The sequence below is a fragment of the uncultured Mailhella sp. genome (genome assembly GCF_944324575.1).
Classification (GTDB): domain Bacteria; phylum Desulfobacterota; class Desulfovibrionia; order Desulfovibrionales; family Desulfovibrionaceae; genus Mailhella.
The window spans coordinates 1-16,037 of record NZ_CALUWV010000050.1 but is presented as its reverse complement, the minus strand read 5'-3'; the positions used below and the strand labels follow the sequence as shown (position 1 = coordinate 16,037).

The window sequence follows — 16,037 nt, the reverse complement described above, 5'->3', positions numbered from 1 at the left end:
ACCAGCGTCTGAAGAATTTCTCCGAATTTCATGCCCGGAAGAAAGGCGGTGCCGAAAACGGGAACGGCCATGACATAGCCGGAAGGAATGCAGCCGGTGGCCCAGAACCAGGCGGATACAAGAATGATGGCTATGCCGCCGCGCTGCGTGACGGTGCTGTCGGCAAAGGGAATGGCCAGTATAATGAAATACAGGGCTATGCCGGCAAAAAGAGCAATCTTGGGGAAGAGGGGCTGCTTATTGACTTCGAGATTGGAAGGAAGTTTCTGTACATCGGAAGAAGGTGTCGGATCAGACACTTGAGAAGAGGACATAATTCCGCTCCTGCAAAATTACGGTTAAGATAAACTTCCATCGTCGGCTTGAAACGAAAAGAAGTTCAACATCGGAAAATCGGAACAACATATGTCTATGGCGAAACATATTGTATTCCGATTCAACTCGACATTCCGACAGCAGCAATCTACTGCTGTCAATCCAACCTTCTTACAGATGGCAAAATACATTATAAAAAGAACAACACTATCGTGTCATTCTTATAAAATCCTCTACTCACTGACTGAGATATTCATTACTTTCTATTACAAAAAAAACTACTGTTAGTGACAAAATAATCAAATGAATTGATACAGAAATGATGTTATCAATAAAGAATTCTTGAATTTTTTTTGTAATATATAATAAACCATCCTATCTTTGTGAAAAATTTACTCTAAAAAAAAAGACAATGCAAGATCCCTTATTGGGAATTATAATCATTTTTTTTAAAAAAATAAATAATATCAATATATTATATATATTTTTAAAGTTTATTTTTACATTTTTGTCATATCCGTCTGACATTTAACAAAAAGCCCTACACGTTGAACAAAAAGGTCATGCTGCCCATAAGAATCCTTCTGGGCAGCATGACCTGAGACGCCTATTCTTCTTCCGTATAATAGGAAGATTCGGCGATTTTCATGGGCATGAGAATGACGGTGTATTCGGCATCCTCGGAACCGGTGATGCCGCAGGGGCCCTCCGCTCCGGTGAACACATAGTGCAGAGAAGCGGACTGAAAATGACCGAGTATGTCCATGAGGCTGCGCGTGGGGAAGGCGATGACTTCCAGATCGCCCTTGAAGGACCCTTCCAGATGTTCGGTGGCGGAACCCGTTTCCTGTCCCTGAGCGGAGAGTTCCACTTCTTCGGGAGAGAAACGGAAGTAGGTGCAGCGGTCGCTGTCGTTGTTGAAGATGAGCAGACGATCGAGGGCATTCAGCGTTTCACGACGGTCCACGTCGAGCTGAGACGTGTTCGCGCCGTCGAGTCTGGCCAGAAAGCTCAGGTGATCCGGGTAGCTGAAGTTGGCGCTGCGGGGAATGCTCAGGGTCTCGCTGCCGGAACCCGTGCGGATGTGGAAACGGCGTTCGCTGATGTTGAGCATGACTTCGTCGCTGCCCAGCCACTTGCGCAGTTCATTGACGTACTTCTTCTGAATGAGAAGACCGTTTTCAGGCAGAAGATTCGCCAGGGCGTCATTGATGAAGCGGACCATGGCGAACTGATGACCGTTCAGACCGCACACGTCCACCTTTCCGGCATCGCCGGCCTTGAGGTACAGGCAGGCCAGACCTTCGGCGCTGTCGTCGTCGCTGATGCAGAAGGCCACGCGGTCAATGACGTCCTGGAAGAAGTCGCCGGCCCACAGCACGGCACCTTCTTCGGGAAAGGGAGGAAGAGGCTGGAACCATACCGGGTCAACCGTGGGAAGCTTGTAGGAACGGCGTCCCTGTTCCACGGAAAGAATGTGCGATTCCTCGTCCAGTCGAAGACTGATTTCTCCTCCGGGCAGACGGCGCAGAAGCTCCACAAAGGCTCGTCCGTTCACGCCTGCCGTTCCTTCTTCCTTTATCTCCGCAGGATAGGTGCCCGTGAATTCGATGTTCACGTCGGTGGACATGATGGTAAGTCTGTCACCGTCGGGAGACTTCACGGCCTGAAGCCAGATCGAACGCAGATATGCTGCTCCCGCCTTGCTGGGAATGATGGAAGCCGCTTTCTGAAGGCCTTCGATGATCTGTTCCTTTTTTACGGTTAAATACATGGTTTTTCCTTGTAGTAGAAGGTTTAATATCGCCACTTTGTTCCTATCTTATTTAACACATTGTAATTATTGAATAATATAGGAACAGAAAGAGGAACCTCAAGTAAGATGACGCACATTCAGGCCGGTTTTCGACCTCCCTGAACGCCGTTTGCGCACTGTTTCGTCAGCTTTGTGACCAGACTGTGCACATCTTTGTTCGTAACTTTAAGTTTTTCAATCTTTTTCACGGCATACATGACCGTTGTGTGGTCTTTTCCGCCAAAGAGAAGACCGATGGACGGATAGGATTCCCCGAGCAGGCTTCGGCACAGATACATGGCGATCTGCCGGGGATGGGAAAGTTCTCTGTTTCTTGTGTTTTCGCGCAGTTGCACTGAAGTGCAGCCGTAGTGAGCAGCCACGGCCGCAAGAATGGAATCCGCGTCTGCGGTCATGGTCTGACCGGAGCGTTCCAGAAGATGGGCAAGTTCCGGGACCGAGGGCATCTTTTTGTCTTGTTCGTAACGCAGACGCAGCTGTTCCAGAATGCCCTGGATGTGCCGCAGTCGCAGACATCGTCTGGCCAGCATGAGCGCCGTGCCATGGTGCGCAGGCAGACCGGCTTTTTCCATCTGTATCTGGGCGAAGCGCAGGCGCACGTCGAGATCCGGCTCGGGAAGCAGAAGGGAAATGCTGGAGCAGAGCCTGTCGTGCAGTTCGGGAAGAAGTGTTCCGTCCAGCGAAATCGTGCCGAGAAAGAAGGTTCTGCCGGAAAGAACGTCGAGGAGAGCCGCAAGTTCCCTCTGCGCGTCGGGGGCGTTTTCCAGAAGCTGGAGATCGTCGACTACCAGGGCGTCACAGCCTCGCGTGAGGCGCTGAAAAAAATCGTGGGAATGGCGGAAGCGCGTCAGCACTTCATTTCCGGAAAGGAATGCGGCTTTTCCGTGGAAGCGTTCGCAAAGTTGCCCGAAGGCGGCGCGCGAAAGATGGGTCTTGCCCGTGCCGGAAGCGCCTCGAAGAAAAATGACGCGGGGTTCCTTCTGCAGGGCAAGGCGCAGAAGCCTTATGTCGTTTCTGCTGCGACCGTTGAGAAGAAAGTCGTCAAAGACGGGAAGGCTGTCCCGTGATTCAGACGAAAGGGGCGCGTAAGGAATGGAGGGCTGTTGCTGCTGCGGCCACGTATAGCGCAGCGATGTTCGGGCCCCAAGCACGCTACGGGCGGCTTTTTCCAGTGCGGTACGGCCTCGTTCTGCATACCAGCGGAAGAACAGTTCGTGAGGCATGAAAACGGTGAGCACACGATCTTCGCCGTCTTCCAGAGAGAAGGAGAGAGGGGAAAACCATTCCGGCGTTCTGCCGCCAAGCCGTCGGCGAAGCAGTTTTCTGACGAGCTGACCGTCGGTATCTGAAGCTGCGGCAGGAGAAGGCGAGCCTTCTTTCGGCAGGCTTCCGGCCTCTGCGCAGGCTCTGGGAAAGCTGGAAAGAACTTTCATGCGTATTCGGACGATGTTCGTATTGCGGAGAAACGATGGAGTCGGCGCTTATAATCATGAGCAATGCCACAAGCTTAAGTGCTGCTCCGTCAGTATTCGGCAGTGTGCTCACAGACTGCCGGGCATAAATTTTTTTACCAGAAAACGCTTGCATAAACAAGCAGTTTCTTGGTTATATACCCGCAGGGGCGTCAGCTCCTTTGTTTTCTCTGAAATAAAAGCCGTGAAACGTCAGACATTATGATAAAAAAATATCAAATTTTTCGCGCACTGTCCGTGCGCGTGCTCTGCTGTGTGCTTTTGGGCTCGGCCGTTGCCGGAGCGTGGCAGCTTTTTCAGCACGAGGAAGAGCTGCCCGGCTATGTGCTGCCCGAGGAATTTGCCGCCGACGGCGGGATGGAACTGTTTGATCAGGCAGTGAAACCTCACGATTTTTCTCTGGGGGTCGATGTCGAAAATCCGGGAGAAATGCAGCTTGCCTCTCTGGGGAGCGGTCTTTCGTGGATGCGCGAGTTCTGGGAAGGCGGCGGAGTGTCGTCCGGTGAAGACGCCGGAACCGCCCCCCGCTACGACGACTCTCTGAGCGCGTTTCTTTCCGCGAGGGAAGGCATGTGCATTCCGAACTATTCCGAAGCCGTGCCGTGGGAAGAGGATTCCCGGTACATGGTGGAGGATTCGGGGTGCGGAACCGAGGTGTTCCGCAGCGCCGTTCGCAGCGGCGACAGCGCGGGCGCGCTGCTCGTGCGCTGGCTGGACAACAACGAGATTGATCAGGTCGTGAAGGCCGCTTCCTCCGTATATTCCATGACGAAAATCATGCCTGGTCATCTGTTCAGCGTGGAGCGCGACAAGCAGACGGAACAGGTGAGCCGTCTTTTTTACGACATTGACGAGGAGAGCCGTCTTGTCGTTGAGCGCACGGAAAAAGGTTTTTCCGCCCGTGTGGACGTTTTTGAATTTGACACCAGACTCATCAAGGTGAGCGGCGTCATTCATTCTTCGCTGTTCGAGGCCATGGCCGATGCCGGAGAATCCGCCAATCTGGCCGTGCGTCTGGCCGACGTGTTCAGCCATCAGATCAACTTCGTCAACGAAGTTCAGGATGGCGACACCTTTGAAATGGTGGTGGAAAAGAAATATCTCGGCGATGACTTCCGTCGTTACGGGGACATTGTGGCCGCCCGTTTCGTCAACGATGGAGAAGTGTTTGAAGCGTTCCGCTTTGTGGATGCAAAGGGCAAAACGCACTACTTTGCCGCCGACGGAAGCTCGCTGGAAACGGAATTTCTCAAGGCGCCCCTCAACTTTACCCGCGTGAGCTCCGTGTATACCATGCATCGCAAGCATCCCATCTTCGGCAAGGTGCGTCCGCATCAGGGCGTGGACTATGCCGCGCCGCGCGGCACGCCGGTGAAGGCTCTCGGCGCGGGCAAGGTGACGTTCCGGGGCTGGAAGAACGGCTACGGCAACACGCTCGTCATCCGTCACAGCGGAGGCATAGAAACGCAGTACGCGCATCTTTCCCGTTTTGCCTCGTCTCTCAAGGTGGGACAGAAGGTGGATCAGGGAGAAGTGGTGGCCTTCGTGGGGGCCACGGGCACGGCCACCGGGCCGCATCTTGATTTTCGCGTCATGAAGAACGGCCGGTTCGTCAATCCCGACACGCTTTCCGGCTCGCGTTCCGCGCCTGTGTCAAAAAAGGATCGCGCACGTTTCATGCAGACCGTGGCGAGCGCGCGTTCGCTGCTTGACAGCGACACCGCCGTGGCGGAAAAATAGCGCGACATTTTTCGTATGTGCCTGAGGCTGGCGCATCCTTCCGACAAGGGGTGCGCCAGCCTTTCCGTCCCTGTATTTTTCTCCGGGCCCGAAAGGGCGGGAACAGAGTCATGAACGAATCCGACTTTCAGCTGTCGAGCTACAATTACGATTTGCCCGAGGAACGCATAGCCCAGTATCCTCCCGAAAAGCGCGGAGCTTCGCGTCTCATGGTGCTGGATCGGGCGAGCGGGAAGAACATTCATTCCACCTTTTCCCATCTGGCCGATTTTCTTCCCGAGGGTGCGCTGCTTGTGGCCAACAATTCCTGCGTGGTGCCCGCGCGCCTTTTCGGTCACAGGCCTACGGGCGGCAAGGTAGAACTGCTTCTTCTTACGCCTCCTCCTCTGCTCAAGGCCTGCGCCATGGCCGAGGCGGACGGCTGGAGCCGGGCTCAGGCTGAAGTGTTGCTTCGGCCTTCCCGCAGCATTCATGCAGGAGACCGGCTCGTCTTCGGCGACAGCATTGCGGCCGAGGTGCTGAAAAAAAAGGAATTCGGCCAGCATGACGTCATGCTGTTCTGGAAGGGCGATCTTGTGGAGTGCATGCGGCGCATAGGAAAGCTGCCGCTTCCGCCGTACATCAAGCGCGAGCAGAGCAGCGAGGACATGGCCCGCTACCAGACCGTGTACGCCGACAGAGAAAAGTCCGGCAGCGTGGCCGCTCCTACGGCGGGGCTGCATTTTACCGATGCATTGCGTGAAGAGCTGCGTCAGCGCGGTTTCGGCTGGGCCGAGGTCACGCTGCACGTGGGCTACGGAACCTTCAGTCCCGTGCGCGAGCAGGACATACGCGAGCATCCCATGCACAGCGAGTATGTGGAAGTGTCGCCGGAAACTGCCGGGATCATCCGCGAGGCCAAGGCGTCCGGCCGCCCTGTGGTAGCCGTAGGAACCACTTCCTGTCGTACCATGGAAGGCTGCGCCGCGCAGAACGGCGGCGTCATTCCCGAAGGAGGGTGGCACGGCTGGACGAACATATTCATTTATCCGGGCTTCCGCTTTCAGGTGGTCGATCATCTCATCACCAATTTTCACCTGCCTGAGTCTTCGCTCATCATGCTGGTGGCGGCGCTCTGCGGAAGAGAGCGTATCCTTGATGCCTATGCCGAGGCCGTGCGGGAAAAGTATCGCTTTTTCTCCTACGGAGACGCCATGTTCGTGCGCTAGGGAGAACGCCCGGGGCGTTGCCCCGTTTTCATCGGAGTGCGCAGGAATCCTGTCCGGCGACTTTGAGAAAGGGAGCTGCGGGCTCCCTTTTTTCATGAAAGGGGAGGAACGGAGTCGGCTGCCGCACATTTTCTGAAAAGGCGACGGTATGGAGAAGAGAGCATGAAGGAACTTGTCTTCATCAACGGAACCATGGGCGTGGGCAAGACCTCCACGGGCCGAGAGCTTCTTTCGCTGCTGGCTCCAGCAGCGTTTCTGGACGGAGACTGGTGCTGGACCATGGAGCCCTTTACGGTGAATGAGGAAACAAAGGCCATGGTGCTCGACAACGTGGCCCATGTTCTGAACGGCTTTCTGCACTGTTCGGCATACCGCCATGTCATTTTCTGCTGGGTCATGCATGAGCATTCCATCGTGGAAGAAGTGTTGAGAAGGCTGGACGTGTCCGGCGCGCGTTTTTCGCTCTTTACGCTCACGGCTTCGGAACAGGCGCTTTCAGCGCGTCTTTGCAAGGACATTGAAGAGGGGCGTCGAAGTCCCGAAGTGTTTGCCCGAAGCCTTGAGCGACTGCCATGCTATGCGGGCATGAAAAGCCGAAAAATTGATGTGAGCCTGCGAACGCCGAAGGAAGCTGCTGAAATCATTGCGGCGGCTCTGAGAGTGTCGAAACGATAAGATGGTGAAAAAAGAAAACGACTTTCTTTCACGAAAAGTCGTTTTCTTTGAGACTGGCAGCGAAGGGAGAGAAACTCCCTTTTGTCATTTCTCCACTTCCCAGATGGTCACGGGAACGGGCACGTCCTGCTCGGTGAGCGGGGAGACGGGCAGGGAGCAGATGCGCTTGTGACGGAGCTTGTGTTCGGGCAGCGCGTCGAGAAGGTGGTGGAAGATGTCCCTGCCGGGTTCGGCGATCCAGGCCCGGCCGCCGCGCTTCAGCATGGAGGCGAGAAAGGCGGCGATGGGGTGGGCAAAGTCCTTTTCATACATGATGTCTCCGGCCCAGATGCGGTCGAAGCTCTCGGGCGGGAAGGTCGGCTCCCTCCAGTCCATGACCGTGAAGGTCACGCCTTCGACGGCGTTGAGGCGGGCATTTATCTCGGCGTACTTCAGGGCCTCCGGCTCATAGTCCATACCGGTGACCGTGGCGCCGAGCCAGCGGCTGAGCAGGGCCGTGAAGCCCAGGCCGCAGCCCATGTCGAGACAGGCCTTGCCTTTGATGTCGTCCTGCATCTCGGCCAGCCATCCTGCGAGAGCCAGGGATGAGGGCCATATTTCATTCCAGTAGGGGAGACGGTCTTCTCCGTTCTTCTGGTCCATGTCGGCCCAGAGCTTGTCCATGTCGGCCCGGCGGATGTGCCATATTCTGCCGCAGGACTGAAATAAACGGTCGAAGGGCGTGAACTGTTCCATAGCGTTCCTTGTCTTTGTGCGTTGTCTGTGAGCGTTGAACGTCTGCGCCGGCGCGGCGTCCTGTTCGGGAGAGAACGGCGGCGCGAAGGGGCGGTCCTTTCCCGCATGTTCTGCCGCGTGGCCTGTGGACGAGCGTTTTTTTGCAGCGGAGCGGGGCGTTCCGCCGCTTGCCGCTGCTTTTGCGCGGAGGGGAGCAAGGAGCATAATCCTTTGTCCTTCCGCCGTGAAGGGGCCCGGGAGGGCCCCGGCAAAAGACTTGCCCGCCGGATGCAATAAGGATATCATGCCTGTTCACCATGACTTTCCGCGACGGAAAGCCGGTAGTACGGGGTGAGCGTACGGGGCGTCGGCTTCGCTTTCTGCCCCTTTTGAAACGACGTGCGCGCCTGCCGACGCGCCACGCACAGATAAAAGCAGGTTTGACATGGAGAATAGGGGCGAGGACAGAAAGGATTTCGCCAGGCGTTCCTTCAGGAAAAATGACGGAGAACGCGGCGAAGGTCGACGTCAGGAACATTCGGAAAATTTCCGCCCGCGTCGTTTTGAACGCGGCGACGACGAGCGCCGTGACGGGCGCAGGGACTTCAGAAAGGACGGCTACAAGCCGCGCTCGGATCGCACGCCGTCGCGCAGGGGCGATCTCGGAGCCATTCTGGATCTGGACAACGACATTCTGCACCTTGTGATGCGTCGCGCTCAGATGCTCGCCCGCCTGCGTCGCGGCGGACGCCTCGCGCCCGAAACGGAAAAGACCCTGCGTACCGCGTGGGAAAGCAAGGCCGCCCGCCTTGCCCGCGACAATCGTCTTTCCCGCGATCTTTTCATGCTGCTTCAGACCATCGAACCTCTGACCCGCATGGAAGAGGAGCAGGGCTTCTACAATCTCGCACCCAACGGCGAAGCTGTGGACATCCGCATTCCCGCGCCGTCCGACACCGTGGCGGCCCGCTGCTGGCTGGCCGTAGCCGCGGCCGCAGGTCAGGTGACCTGCATTTCCCGCGTGCCTCTTACCGACGCTGTGGTGAGCGGCGTGAAGGCCCTCAATCAGATAGGCGGTCAGCTCTGGTGGGAAGACAACGGTGACGTGCAGAGTCGCGGAGGCAACGGTCTTGCCCGCAACATGGACAAGGTTATTCATCTGGGCGACGACGCCTTCAATCTCTGGCTCGTCATCGCCCTGTGCGTGGGCATGCCCGCAAGGCTCAAGCTTACCGGCGACAGTTCCCTTCGTTTTCTCGACATTGCGCCTCTGCGTCATTTCCTGCCCCAGCTCGGCGTGCGTCTGACCAACGTCATTCCTTCTCAGGACGGTCTGCCCGTGCGTATGGAATGTTCGGGACTCATGCCGCGCGAAGTCCGTCTTCCCGACGATCTTCCCGAAGATTTCACGGCCGCCCTCGTGCTGGCCTCTCCGTTCTGGGAAACGGGCTGCCGTCTGACGCTGCCTGAGCGTGAGCCCCGTCTGCTGCCGCTCGTGCTGGATGTGCTTTCCGGCTGCGGCATGAAGGTGGAAAGAAAGGGACGCGACATTTTCGTGCAGCGCGGCGAAGTTTCCGTGCCTGCCCGTCCCGTGGTTCCCATGGACGCTTCCGTGGCGGCCACCGTACTCATGTTCCCCGGATTCAACGGCGGTCGCGCCGTGCTGGAAGGCGTGTGGGGAAAGAATGCGGCGTCTTCTCTTGTGGAAAAGATTCTTCGCGGCGCAGGCCTCAACGTGAAGTACGGCGCCCAGCAGGTGGAATGCACCGGCAAGGAGCGCGAGACCGCTGCTCCCGCTCCCGAAGTTCTGAAGGCCGTGATCGGGGAATGCCCCGAGCTTCTTCCGCTCTGCACGGTCATCATGGCGGCAGCGGTGCATGAGGGCGTAAAGGTGACTCTGCCCGAAATGCCTGACGAGGACCGGCACGTGGTGACGGCCTTCCTTTCGCGTTGCGGCGTGGAAGAGAAGGATGGCGCACTTGCTGCCGTGGAAGAAACAGTGCCCGGATCCTGGGTGGCTCCTTCCGCGCAGTGGGCCATGGCCTACGCGCTGGGTGCCTTCCTCCGTCCGAATCTGCACCTTTCCAACCCCGGCGTGATGACCGGTCTGTTCCCGTCCTTCTGGAACATGTACAACACGCTGCCCCGTCCTGAACTGAAACGTAAAGTCGAGCAGGAGACTGAAGATGCAAAACCCTCGCGCAGACGAGTCATCGCCCACGGAGTCTATGGAGAGCTTCCTCCTGAACCCGCTTCCGGAGACGATTTCTGAGCTTGAGGCTCAGATGGCCGTCATAGAGGCGGTGCAGAAGGAGTGCACGAGGAAGATACGGGAACTCATGGATGCCGAAGACGTGGAAAAGGGCATAGTGTTCCCGCAGGAAATACATGAGCTGCACCAGCAGAAGAACATGCTGGAAACGCATATGCAGTATCGCAGAGTGCGTTTGAACAGGCTCAGAATGTATAAAGGACTTGCCAGATAGCGTCGGCGTCCGGACGTTTTGGAACGGGGCCCTCCGGGGCCCCGCGTCGCGGAATCCGGGAAGCGACGTTCGTCCTTTCCGTGTCGGCGCAGGGCAACAAATGAGGATATCATGAGCGAAAATCATCAGTGCCGTCAGTGCGGAACCTGCTGTCGCAAGGGCGGACCGGCTCTTCATAAGGAAGACGCTTCGCTTCTTGTGAGCGGCGTGCTTCAACTGCAGGATCTCTGTACGTTCCGCGCAGGCGAACTTGTGCGCGACACTTCCAACGACCATGTCGTGCCGCTGCCCGAGGAAATTGTGAAAATCGCCCCTCCCTACGGTTCGCGTCCCGACGACTGGACCTGCCGTTTTCTCATGGGCAACAACCGCTGCTTCATTCATGACAGCGCTCCTGCGGAATGCCGGGCCCTGTTCTGCGACGATCCTTCCGCATTGCTTTCCATGCATGGTGAGGACAGGCTGGACCGAAGGGCCATACTGGAACTTCTTCACGCGCCTGCGTGGCTCATGGATTCCGTGGAAGCCCACGAGTCCCGATGCAACTACGCGGCGCTCATAGAGCTCGCCTCCCATCTTGAAAAGCAGGAAGCAGCCCGCCGCGCTCTGGTGGAAGTCGTGGAATACGACAGGGCCTTCCGCGAGCTCGTCATGGAAAAAGGCAAGGTGCAAAAGGAAATGCTGGACTTTCTGTTCGGCCGTCCGCTTCTGCACACCGTCATCATGTTCGGCATTGACGCCAGGCATAATGCCGACGGCAGCATCATCCTCGTGCAGACCACGAAGGCAACATTGAAGGGGCGCGAATGATCATAGTCACGGGCGGCGCCGGCCTCATCGGCGCAAACATGATATGGGAACTGAACCGTCAGGGCGTGGATGACATTCTTGTGGTGGACAATCTCGCCTCCACGGAAAAGTGGAAGAATCTCTCCCACCTGCGCTACAGCAACTATATGCACCGCGACAGGTTTCTTGAGGAGCTGCGCTCCGGCAAGAAGCTGGAAGGCGTGGAGTGCGTAATTCACATGGGCGCGTGTTCCTCCACCACCGAGCGCAATGCCGATTTTCTCATGGAGAACAACTTTCACTACACGGTGGAAGTCTGCCTTGCCGCTCTTGAGGCAGGAGCCCGTTTCATCAACGCAAGCAGCGCCGCTACCTACGGCGACGGTGAGCTCGGCTTTTCCGACTCGCTCGAGCTCATGCCGAAGCTTCGTCCGCTCAATATGTACGGCTACTCGAAGAAGCTCTTCGATATGTGGTGCATGCAGCACAAGCTGCTTGGCGAAGTGGTCAATCTCAAGTTCTTCAATGTGTACGGCCCCGACGAATACCACAAGGGCAGCATGATGAGCATGGTCTGCCGTGCTGTTCCTCAGGTCAAGGAGACCGGAAAGATCCGTCTGTTCCGCTCGGACAACCCCCAGTACGGCGACGGAGAATCCGTGCGCGACTTCGTGTATTCCAAGGATTGCGCCGCGCTCATGCGCTGGTTCATGGAAACGCCTTCGTGCAACGGCATATTCAACGTGGGCACGGGGCACGCCCGCAGCTGGAACGATCTGGCAAAGGCGGTGTTTTCCGCCATGGACCGCCCGGCGGACATCGAGTACTTTGACATGCCCGAGCATCTCAAGGGTAAGTATCAGTATTTCACCGAGGCCGACATGGGCTGGCTTTCCCGCGAAAACTGTCCGGTGAAGTTCCACTCGCTGGAAGAGGGCGTGGACGACTACGTTCGCAACTATCTTCTGCAGGACGATCCGTATCTCTGTTCTTTGTAAGAGAGATGTGAATGGCATGCGTTCCTGCAGATGTTTTCGACAGGTTCGCAAAGTTTCGCCCGTTCTGAATGTTCAGAACGGGCTTTTTGTTGCTGCGGCTGTAAAAAAGCCGCTTCTTTGATAATGAAAATTTTAATTCCGGGAAACATTGGAGCAATATTTCAGGCATATTTATCATCCTGATAATTCAGGAGGTTGTATGCTTCAGGCCTTGAATATTGCCAAAAGGTACGGTCAGACGACGGCGCTTGCCCCCACGACGATACATCTGGATCCCGGGTCCTTTACCGTTCTTCTCGGGCCTTCCGGTGCTGGCAAGTCCACGCTGCTGCGCAGTCTGGCGCTGCTCAGTCCGGTATCGGAGGGCAGCATCAGCGTTCGCGGAATAGGCGTTGTCGATTCTTCCAGAAAACTGCGTGAGCTGCACCGGAAAACCGGATTCATTTTTCAGCAGCATCAGCTCATTTTGAGGCAGACCGCCCTGAGAAACACGCTCAACGGCCGCATCGGTTTTCATTCTCTGTTTCATGGGCTGCTTCCGGCGTCTTCCGAGGATCTGGAGAATGCGTATGCCTGTCTTGCCCGTGTGGGAATGGAAGGCTTTGCGCTGACTGCCGCGGGCAATCTTTCCGGCGGACAGCAGCAGCGCGTCGGCATAGCCAGGGCGCTCATGCAGCAGCCGGAGATCATGCTTGCCGATGAACCTGTCGCCAGTCTGGATCCCCAGCGGGCCTACGAAGTCATAGATCTTCTTCACGGAATCTGCCGGGAAAGGGGGATCTGTTCGGTCGTGAGTCTGCATCAGGTGGAGCTGGCGCGAAGGTTCGCCGACAGAATCATTGCCCTGAACGGCGGATGCGTGGTGTTCGACGGCAGTGCCGCCGAACTGAACGACAGGGTGCTGAACAGACTTTACGCAACGTCTTCCGCAGAAGCCTCCGTCCTGCCTCCCGTCGTCGAGCCTTCGCTGAAGCCGGCCCTGGCCGCATGATTACCGGATACGGGTCGTACCGTTCTCCGTTTTGGAGCGAAGAGCGGAGGCCTGAACATGTATTTTCATTTTCAGAGAGGAATAGTTATGAAGATCCGCAACATTGTTCTGGCGCTTCTGGGCGTGTTCACGATGCAGACCGCTGCCTTTGCGGCCGGAGACGGAAACCCTCAGACGCTTCGCGTGGCACTTCTGCCTGATGAAAGCCCCAGCGTGGTGATCAAAAATAATGAGAATCTGAAGAACTATCTTCAGGAAAAGCTGGGCAGAAAGGTGGAACTCGTGGTGACCACCGACTACTCTTCCATGATTGAAGCCATGCGGCACGATCGTCTGGACCTCGCCTATTTCGGACCTCTTTCCTACGTCATGGCCAAGTCGAAGTGCGATATAGAGCCCTTTGCCGCCATGCAGAAGAAGGGCAAGGCCACATACCGTTCGGTCGTCATAGCCAATGCGGGCAGCGGTATTGAAAAGATGGCGGACATCAAGGGACATGACATGGCGTTCGGTGATGTCGCCTCCACGTCTTCTCACCTCATTCCCAAATCCATGCTTCTGAATGAGGGACTTAAAAGCGGCGAGGATTACAAGGAACATTTCGTGGGCAGCCACGATGCCGTGGCCATGAACGTGCAGAACGGCAATGCACAGGCCGGCGGCATGTCGGAGCCCATTTTCCAGACCATGATGGAAAAGGGACTGCTGAAGGCGGACAAGGTGAAAGTCATCGCCACGTCGCAGGAGTTTCCCGAATATCCCTGGACCATGCGCGCAGGTCTGAATCCCGAGCTCAAGAAGGCCGTCAGACAGGCTTTTCTCGACATGAAGGATCCTGCGGTTCTCAAGCCTTTCAAGGCGGACGGCTTCATAGCCATTGACGATGCCGCCTATGATCCCGTGCGCGAGCTGGCCAGAATTCTCAATCTCAATCTGGCGCAGATGTAACATGGCGGCAACTCTGGAAAACGTCCGGCATACCGTAAGATGCGGCTATCGCAGATCCTGCCTGAAGCTCGTCGTACTGGGGCTGATGGTTCTTGTCTGTTCGTGGCATACCGGCCTGCTTGATCTGCAGCGGATGGTGGAGGGAGGTCCTGCACTCTGCCAGCTGCTGGGTGAAATGTTTCCTCCTGATTTTTCCAATATGCGCAAGTGGGGAAAACCGGTGGTCGATACGCTGTGCATGAGCGTTGCCGGTACGTTCATAGCGCTGGTTCTTTCCTTGCCCGTAGGACTTCTGGCTGCCGGAAATGTGGCCCCGAACAGGGCCGTCTATCGCCTGGCAAGGGGAATTCTCAATATTCTCCGCTCGGTACCCGAGCTCATCATGGGCATCGTTTTCGTTGCGGCGGTGGGGTTCGGCGCTCTTCCCGGTGCACTGGCACTGGGACTGCATTCCGTCGGCATGGTGGGCAAGTTTTTTGCGGAGGCCATTGAACATTGCGATCCCAAGCCGGTGGAAGCCATTCGGGCCGTCGGCGCGACAAGGGCGCAGACCGTTCTTTACGGCATTCTGCCGCAGGTCATGCCGCAGCTTGTGGATACGCTTGTGTACAGGTGGGAATACAATTTCCGGGCATCCACCGTCATGGGCATGGTGGGCGCCGGGGGCATAGGCTTCGAGCTTATGGCTTCGCTGCGCATCATGCAGTACCAGGAAGTTTCGGCCATCCTTCTGGTCATTCTCGTCATGGTGACGCTGGTGGATGGCCTCGGTTCAAGAATACGGAGAAAGGTTTCATGAACGGAAAACCCCGTTGTCTGGTCACGTGTCGCATTCATGCCGAGGTTGAGGAGTATCTTGGAAGATACTGCGAGCTTGACCTGAACCGGAGCTGCGAGAGTCTTTCGCATGAAGAGTTCTGCAGGCGTGTGGCAGATGTTGATGCGGCCATGACCTTCATGCCCGACAAGGTGGATGAAAAACTTCTTGCCGGGGCTGCCCGTCTGAAGGTCATAGGGGCGGCGTTGAAGGGATATGACAATTATGACGTGGAAGCCGCTACCCGTCATGGGGTGTGGCTGACGTACGTACCCGACCTTCTTACCGAACCTACCGCGGAACTGACCATTGCACTTATGCTCGGACTGAGCCGGAACGTGAAGGCCGGTGACAGGCGTGTCCGCAGTGAGTTTCAGGGCTGGCGTCCGGTACTGTTCGGTACGGGAGTGTCGGGTTCCGTGGTTGGCATTATAGGTCTGGGACGTCTGGGACAGGCCGTGGCCCGGAGACTGCAGGCATGGAATGCCCGCCTGCTTGGTTTTGACGTTTCGGAAAAGGCTCTGGCTGAGGCCCGTGCGTTCGGAGTGGAGGGCTGTGCTCTGCACGAACTTCTGGAGCGGTCGGACGTCGTTCTTGTGCTGACGCCGCTGACCGTTCAGACCCGGTATCTGCTGAATGCCGAACGCATGGCGCTCATGAAGAAAGGAGCGTTTCTGGTGAATGCCGGGCGGGGATCATGCGTAGATGAGACCGCCGTGGCGGAAGCGCTGGAGCGGGGGCATCTTGCGGGGTATGCCGCCGATGTTTTCTCTTTTGAGGACTGGGCACTCGAGGGGCGTCCCGAGCGCATTTATCCGCCGCTGCTTTCTCCGGAGCTGAATACTCTTTTCACGCCTCATCTCGGCTCTGCCGTGGACAAGGTGAGAGTGGCCATTGAAATGACGGCGGCAAGGAACATCGTGGATGTTCTTGAAGGGCGTGTGCCTGCCAATCCTGTAAACCGTGTCGGCGGAAGATAACGTTTCTGCTCTGTGATACGGCCCCGCATCAAACGGATTTGAGCGGAGTGGAAACGAAGTTCGGGACGCTTTCGGCTCGAATATCCCG

General features: G+C 56.8%; 15 protein-coding genes. 11 read left to right on the top strand and 4 right to left on the bottom strand.

Annotation, left to right across the window (positions count from 1 at the left end; translation table 11 throughout):
* The 3 genes from Q0J81_RS07415 to Q0J81_RS07405 all read right to left on the bottom strand — a co-directional run.
* On the bottom strand, positions 1-314 hold a 314-nt coding region (locus tag Q0J81_RS07415), incomplete at its 3' end, for a hypothetical protein (RefSeq protein ID WP_294446922.1).
* Positions 315-922: 608 nt separating this feature from the next.
* Complete coding sequence (gene dnaN / locus Q0J81_RS07410; protein WP_294446921.1) at positions 923-2,089, bottom strand: DNA polymerase III subunit beta; 1,167 nt, start codon at positions 2,087-2,089, stop codon at positions 923-925.
* 119 nt (positions 2,090-2,208) lie between these two features.
* Complete coding sequence (locus tag Q0J81_RS07405; protein ID WP_294446920.1) at positions 2,209-3,564, bottom strand: helix-turn-helix domain-containing protein; 1,356 nt, start codon at positions 3,562-3,564, stop codon at positions 2,209-2,211.
* A gap of 240 nt (positions 3,565-3,804) precedes the next feature.
* Between Q0J81_RS07405 and Q0J81_RS07400 the strand changes: the two genes are divergently transcribed.
* The 3 genes from Q0J81_RS07400 to Q0J81_RS07390 all read left to right on the top strand — a co-directional run bounded on the left by Q0J81_RS07400 (position 3,805) and on the right by Q0J81_RS07390 (position 7,226).
* Complete coding sequence (locus tag Q0J81_RS07400; RefSeq protein WP_294446919.1) at positions 3,805-5,343, top strand: M23 family metallopeptidase; 1,539 nt, start codon at positions 3,805-3,807, stop codon at positions 5,341-5,343.
* Positions 5,344-5,453: 110 nt separating this feature from the next.
* Entirely contained in the window at positions 5,454-6,551 is a 1,098-nt protein-coding gene (queA, locus tag Q0J81_RS07395; protein WP_294446917.1) for a tRNA preQ1(34) S-adenosylmethionine ribosyltransferase-isomerase QueA, read from the top strand.
* A gap of 162 nt (positions 6,552-6,713) precedes the next feature.
* Entirely contained in the window at positions 6,714-7,226 is a 513-nt protein-coding gene (locus Q0J81_RS07390) for an AAA family ATPase (RefSeq protein WP_294446916.1), read from the top strand.
* 84 nt (positions 7,227-7,310) lie between these two features.
* Here Q0J81_RS07390 and Q0J81_RS07385 read toward each other — a convergent pair whose 3' ends face one another.
* The gene (locus tag Q0J81_RS07385) at positions 7,311-7,961 is read right to left on the bottom strand and encodes a methyltransferase domain-containing protein (protein ID WP_294446914.1); all 651 of its coding nucleotides are present in this window, start codon (positions 7,959-7,961) and stop codon (positions 7,311-7,313) included.
* A 424-nt stretch (positions 7,962-8,385) separates the two neighbouring features.
* On the opposite strand from Q0J81_RS07385, the gene Q0J81_RS07380 reads away from it, so the two are divergent.
* The 8 genes from Q0J81_RS07380 to Q0J81_RS07345 all read left to right on the top strand — a co-directional run bounded on the left by Q0J81_RS07380 (position 8,386) and on the right by Q0J81_RS07345 (position 15,949).
* Positions 8,386-10,212: a hypothetical protein gene (locus Q0J81_RS07380; RefSeq protein WP_294446912.1), complete on the top strand. Its 1,827-nt coding sequence runs from the start codon at positions 8,386-8,388 to the stop codon at positions 10,210-10,212.
* Positions 10,213-10,225: 13 nt separating this feature from the next.
* Positions 10,226-10,426, top strand: coding sequence for a hypothetical protein (locus Q0J81_RS07375; RefSeq protein ID WP_294446911.1), 201 nt, complete (start codon positions 10,226-10,228; stop codon positions 10,424-10,426).
* A 111-nt stretch (positions 10,427-10,537) separates the two neighbouring features.
* Complete coding sequence (locus Q0J81_RS07370) at positions 10,538-11,236, top strand: YkgJ family cysteine cluster protein (RefSeq protein WP_294446910.1); 699 nt, start codon at positions 10,538-10,540, stop codon at positions 11,234-11,236.
* A complete protein-coding gene (gene rfaD, locus Q0J81_RS07365) occupies positions 11,233-12,213 on the top strand; it encodes an ADP-glyceromanno-heptose 6-epimerase (protein WP_294446908.1) in 981 nt (326 codons plus the stop codon). The genes Q0J81_RS07370 and rfaD overlap by 4 nt, the downstream gene beginning before the upstream one ends.
* Positions 12,214-12,412: 199 nt before the next feature.
* Positions 12,413-13,204 (top strand): phosphonate ABC transporter ATP-binding protein, encoded by a 792-nt coding sequence (locus Q0J81_RS07360; RefSeq protein WP_294446907.1) that lies wholly within the window; start codon positions 12,413-12,415, stop codon positions 13,202-13,204.
* Positions 13,205-13,291: 87 nt separating this feature from the next.
* Positions 13,292-14,152: a phosphate/phosphite/phosphonate ABC transporter substrate-binding protein gene (phnD, locus tag Q0J81_RS07355; RefSeq protein WP_294446905.1), complete on the top strand. Its 861-nt coding sequence runs from the start codon at positions 13,292-13,294 to the stop codon at positions 14,150-14,152.
* 1 nt (position 14,153) lies between these two features.
* Positions 14,154-14,951, top strand: a complete 798-nt coding sequence (phnE, locus tag Q0J81_RS07350; protein WP_294446903.1) for a phosphonate ABC transporter, permease protein PhnE — start codon at positions 14,154-14,156, stop codon at positions 14,949-14,951.
* Positions 14,948-15,949: an NAD(P)-dependent oxidoreductase gene (locus Q0J81_RS07345; protein WP_294446902.1), complete on the top strand. Its 1,002-nt coding sequence runs from the start codon at positions 14,948-14,950 to the stop codon at positions 15,947-15,949. Before phnE ends, Q0J81_RS07345 begins: the two co-directional genes overlap by 4 nt.
* Positions 15,950-16,037: the final 88 nt, after the last annotated feature.

Coding starts and splice junctions, on each gene's coding strand:
- Q0J81_RS07360 (WP_294446907.1), top strand. CDS start 12,413: ATGCTTCAGGCCTTGAATATTGCCAAAAGGTACGGTCAGACGACGGCG.
- Q0J81_RS07385 (WP_294446914.1), bottom strand. CDS start 7,961: ATGGAACAGTTCACGCCCTTCGACCGTTTATTTCAGTCCTGCGGCAGA.
- phnE (WP_294446903.1), top strand. CDS start 14,154: ATGGCGGCAACTCTGGAAAACGTCCGGCATACCGTAAGATGCGGCTAT.
- Q0J81_RS07345 (WP_294446902.1), top strand. CDS start 14,948: ATGAACGGAAAACCCCGTTGTCTGGTCACGTGTCGCATTCATGCCGAG.
- Q0J81_RS07370 (WP_294446910.1), top strand. CDS start 10,538: ATGAGCGAAAATCATCAGTGCCGTCAGTGCGGAACCTGCTGTCGCAAG.
- Q0J81_RS07375 (WP_294446911.1), top strand. CDS start 10,226: ATGGCCGTCATAGAGGCGGTGCAGAAGGAGTGCACGAGGAAGATACGG.
- Q0J81_RS07405 (WP_294446920.1), bottom strand. CDS start 3,564: ATGAAAGTTCTTTCCAGCTTTCCCAGAGCCTGCGCAGAGGCCGGAAGC.
- dnaN (WP_294446921.1), bottom strand. CDS start 2,089: ATGTATTTAACCGTAAAAAAGGAACAGATCATCGAAGGCCTTCAGAAA.
- queA (WP_294446917.1), top strand. CDS start 5,454: ATGAACGAATCCGACTTTCAGCTGTCGAGCTACAATTACGATTTGCCC.
- Q0J81_RS07400 (WP_294446919.1), top strand. CDS start 3,805: ATGATAAAAAAATATCAAATTTTTCGCGCACTGTCCGTGCGCGTGCTC.
- Q0J81_RS07380 (WP_294446912.1), top strand. CDS start 8,386: ATGGAGAATAGGGGCGAGGACAGAAAGGATTTCGCCAGGCGTTCCTTC.
- phnD (WP_294446905.1), top strand. CDS start 13,292: ATGAAGATCCGCAACATTGTTCTGGCGCTTCTGGGCGTGTTCACGATG.
- Q0J81_RS07390 (WP_294446916.1), top strand. CDS start 6,714: ATGAAGGAACTTGTCTTCATCAACGGAACCATGGGCGTGGGCAAGACC.
- rfaD (WP_294446908.1), top strand. CDS start 11,233: ATGATCATAGTCACGGGCGGCGCCGGCCTCATCGGCGCAAACATGATA.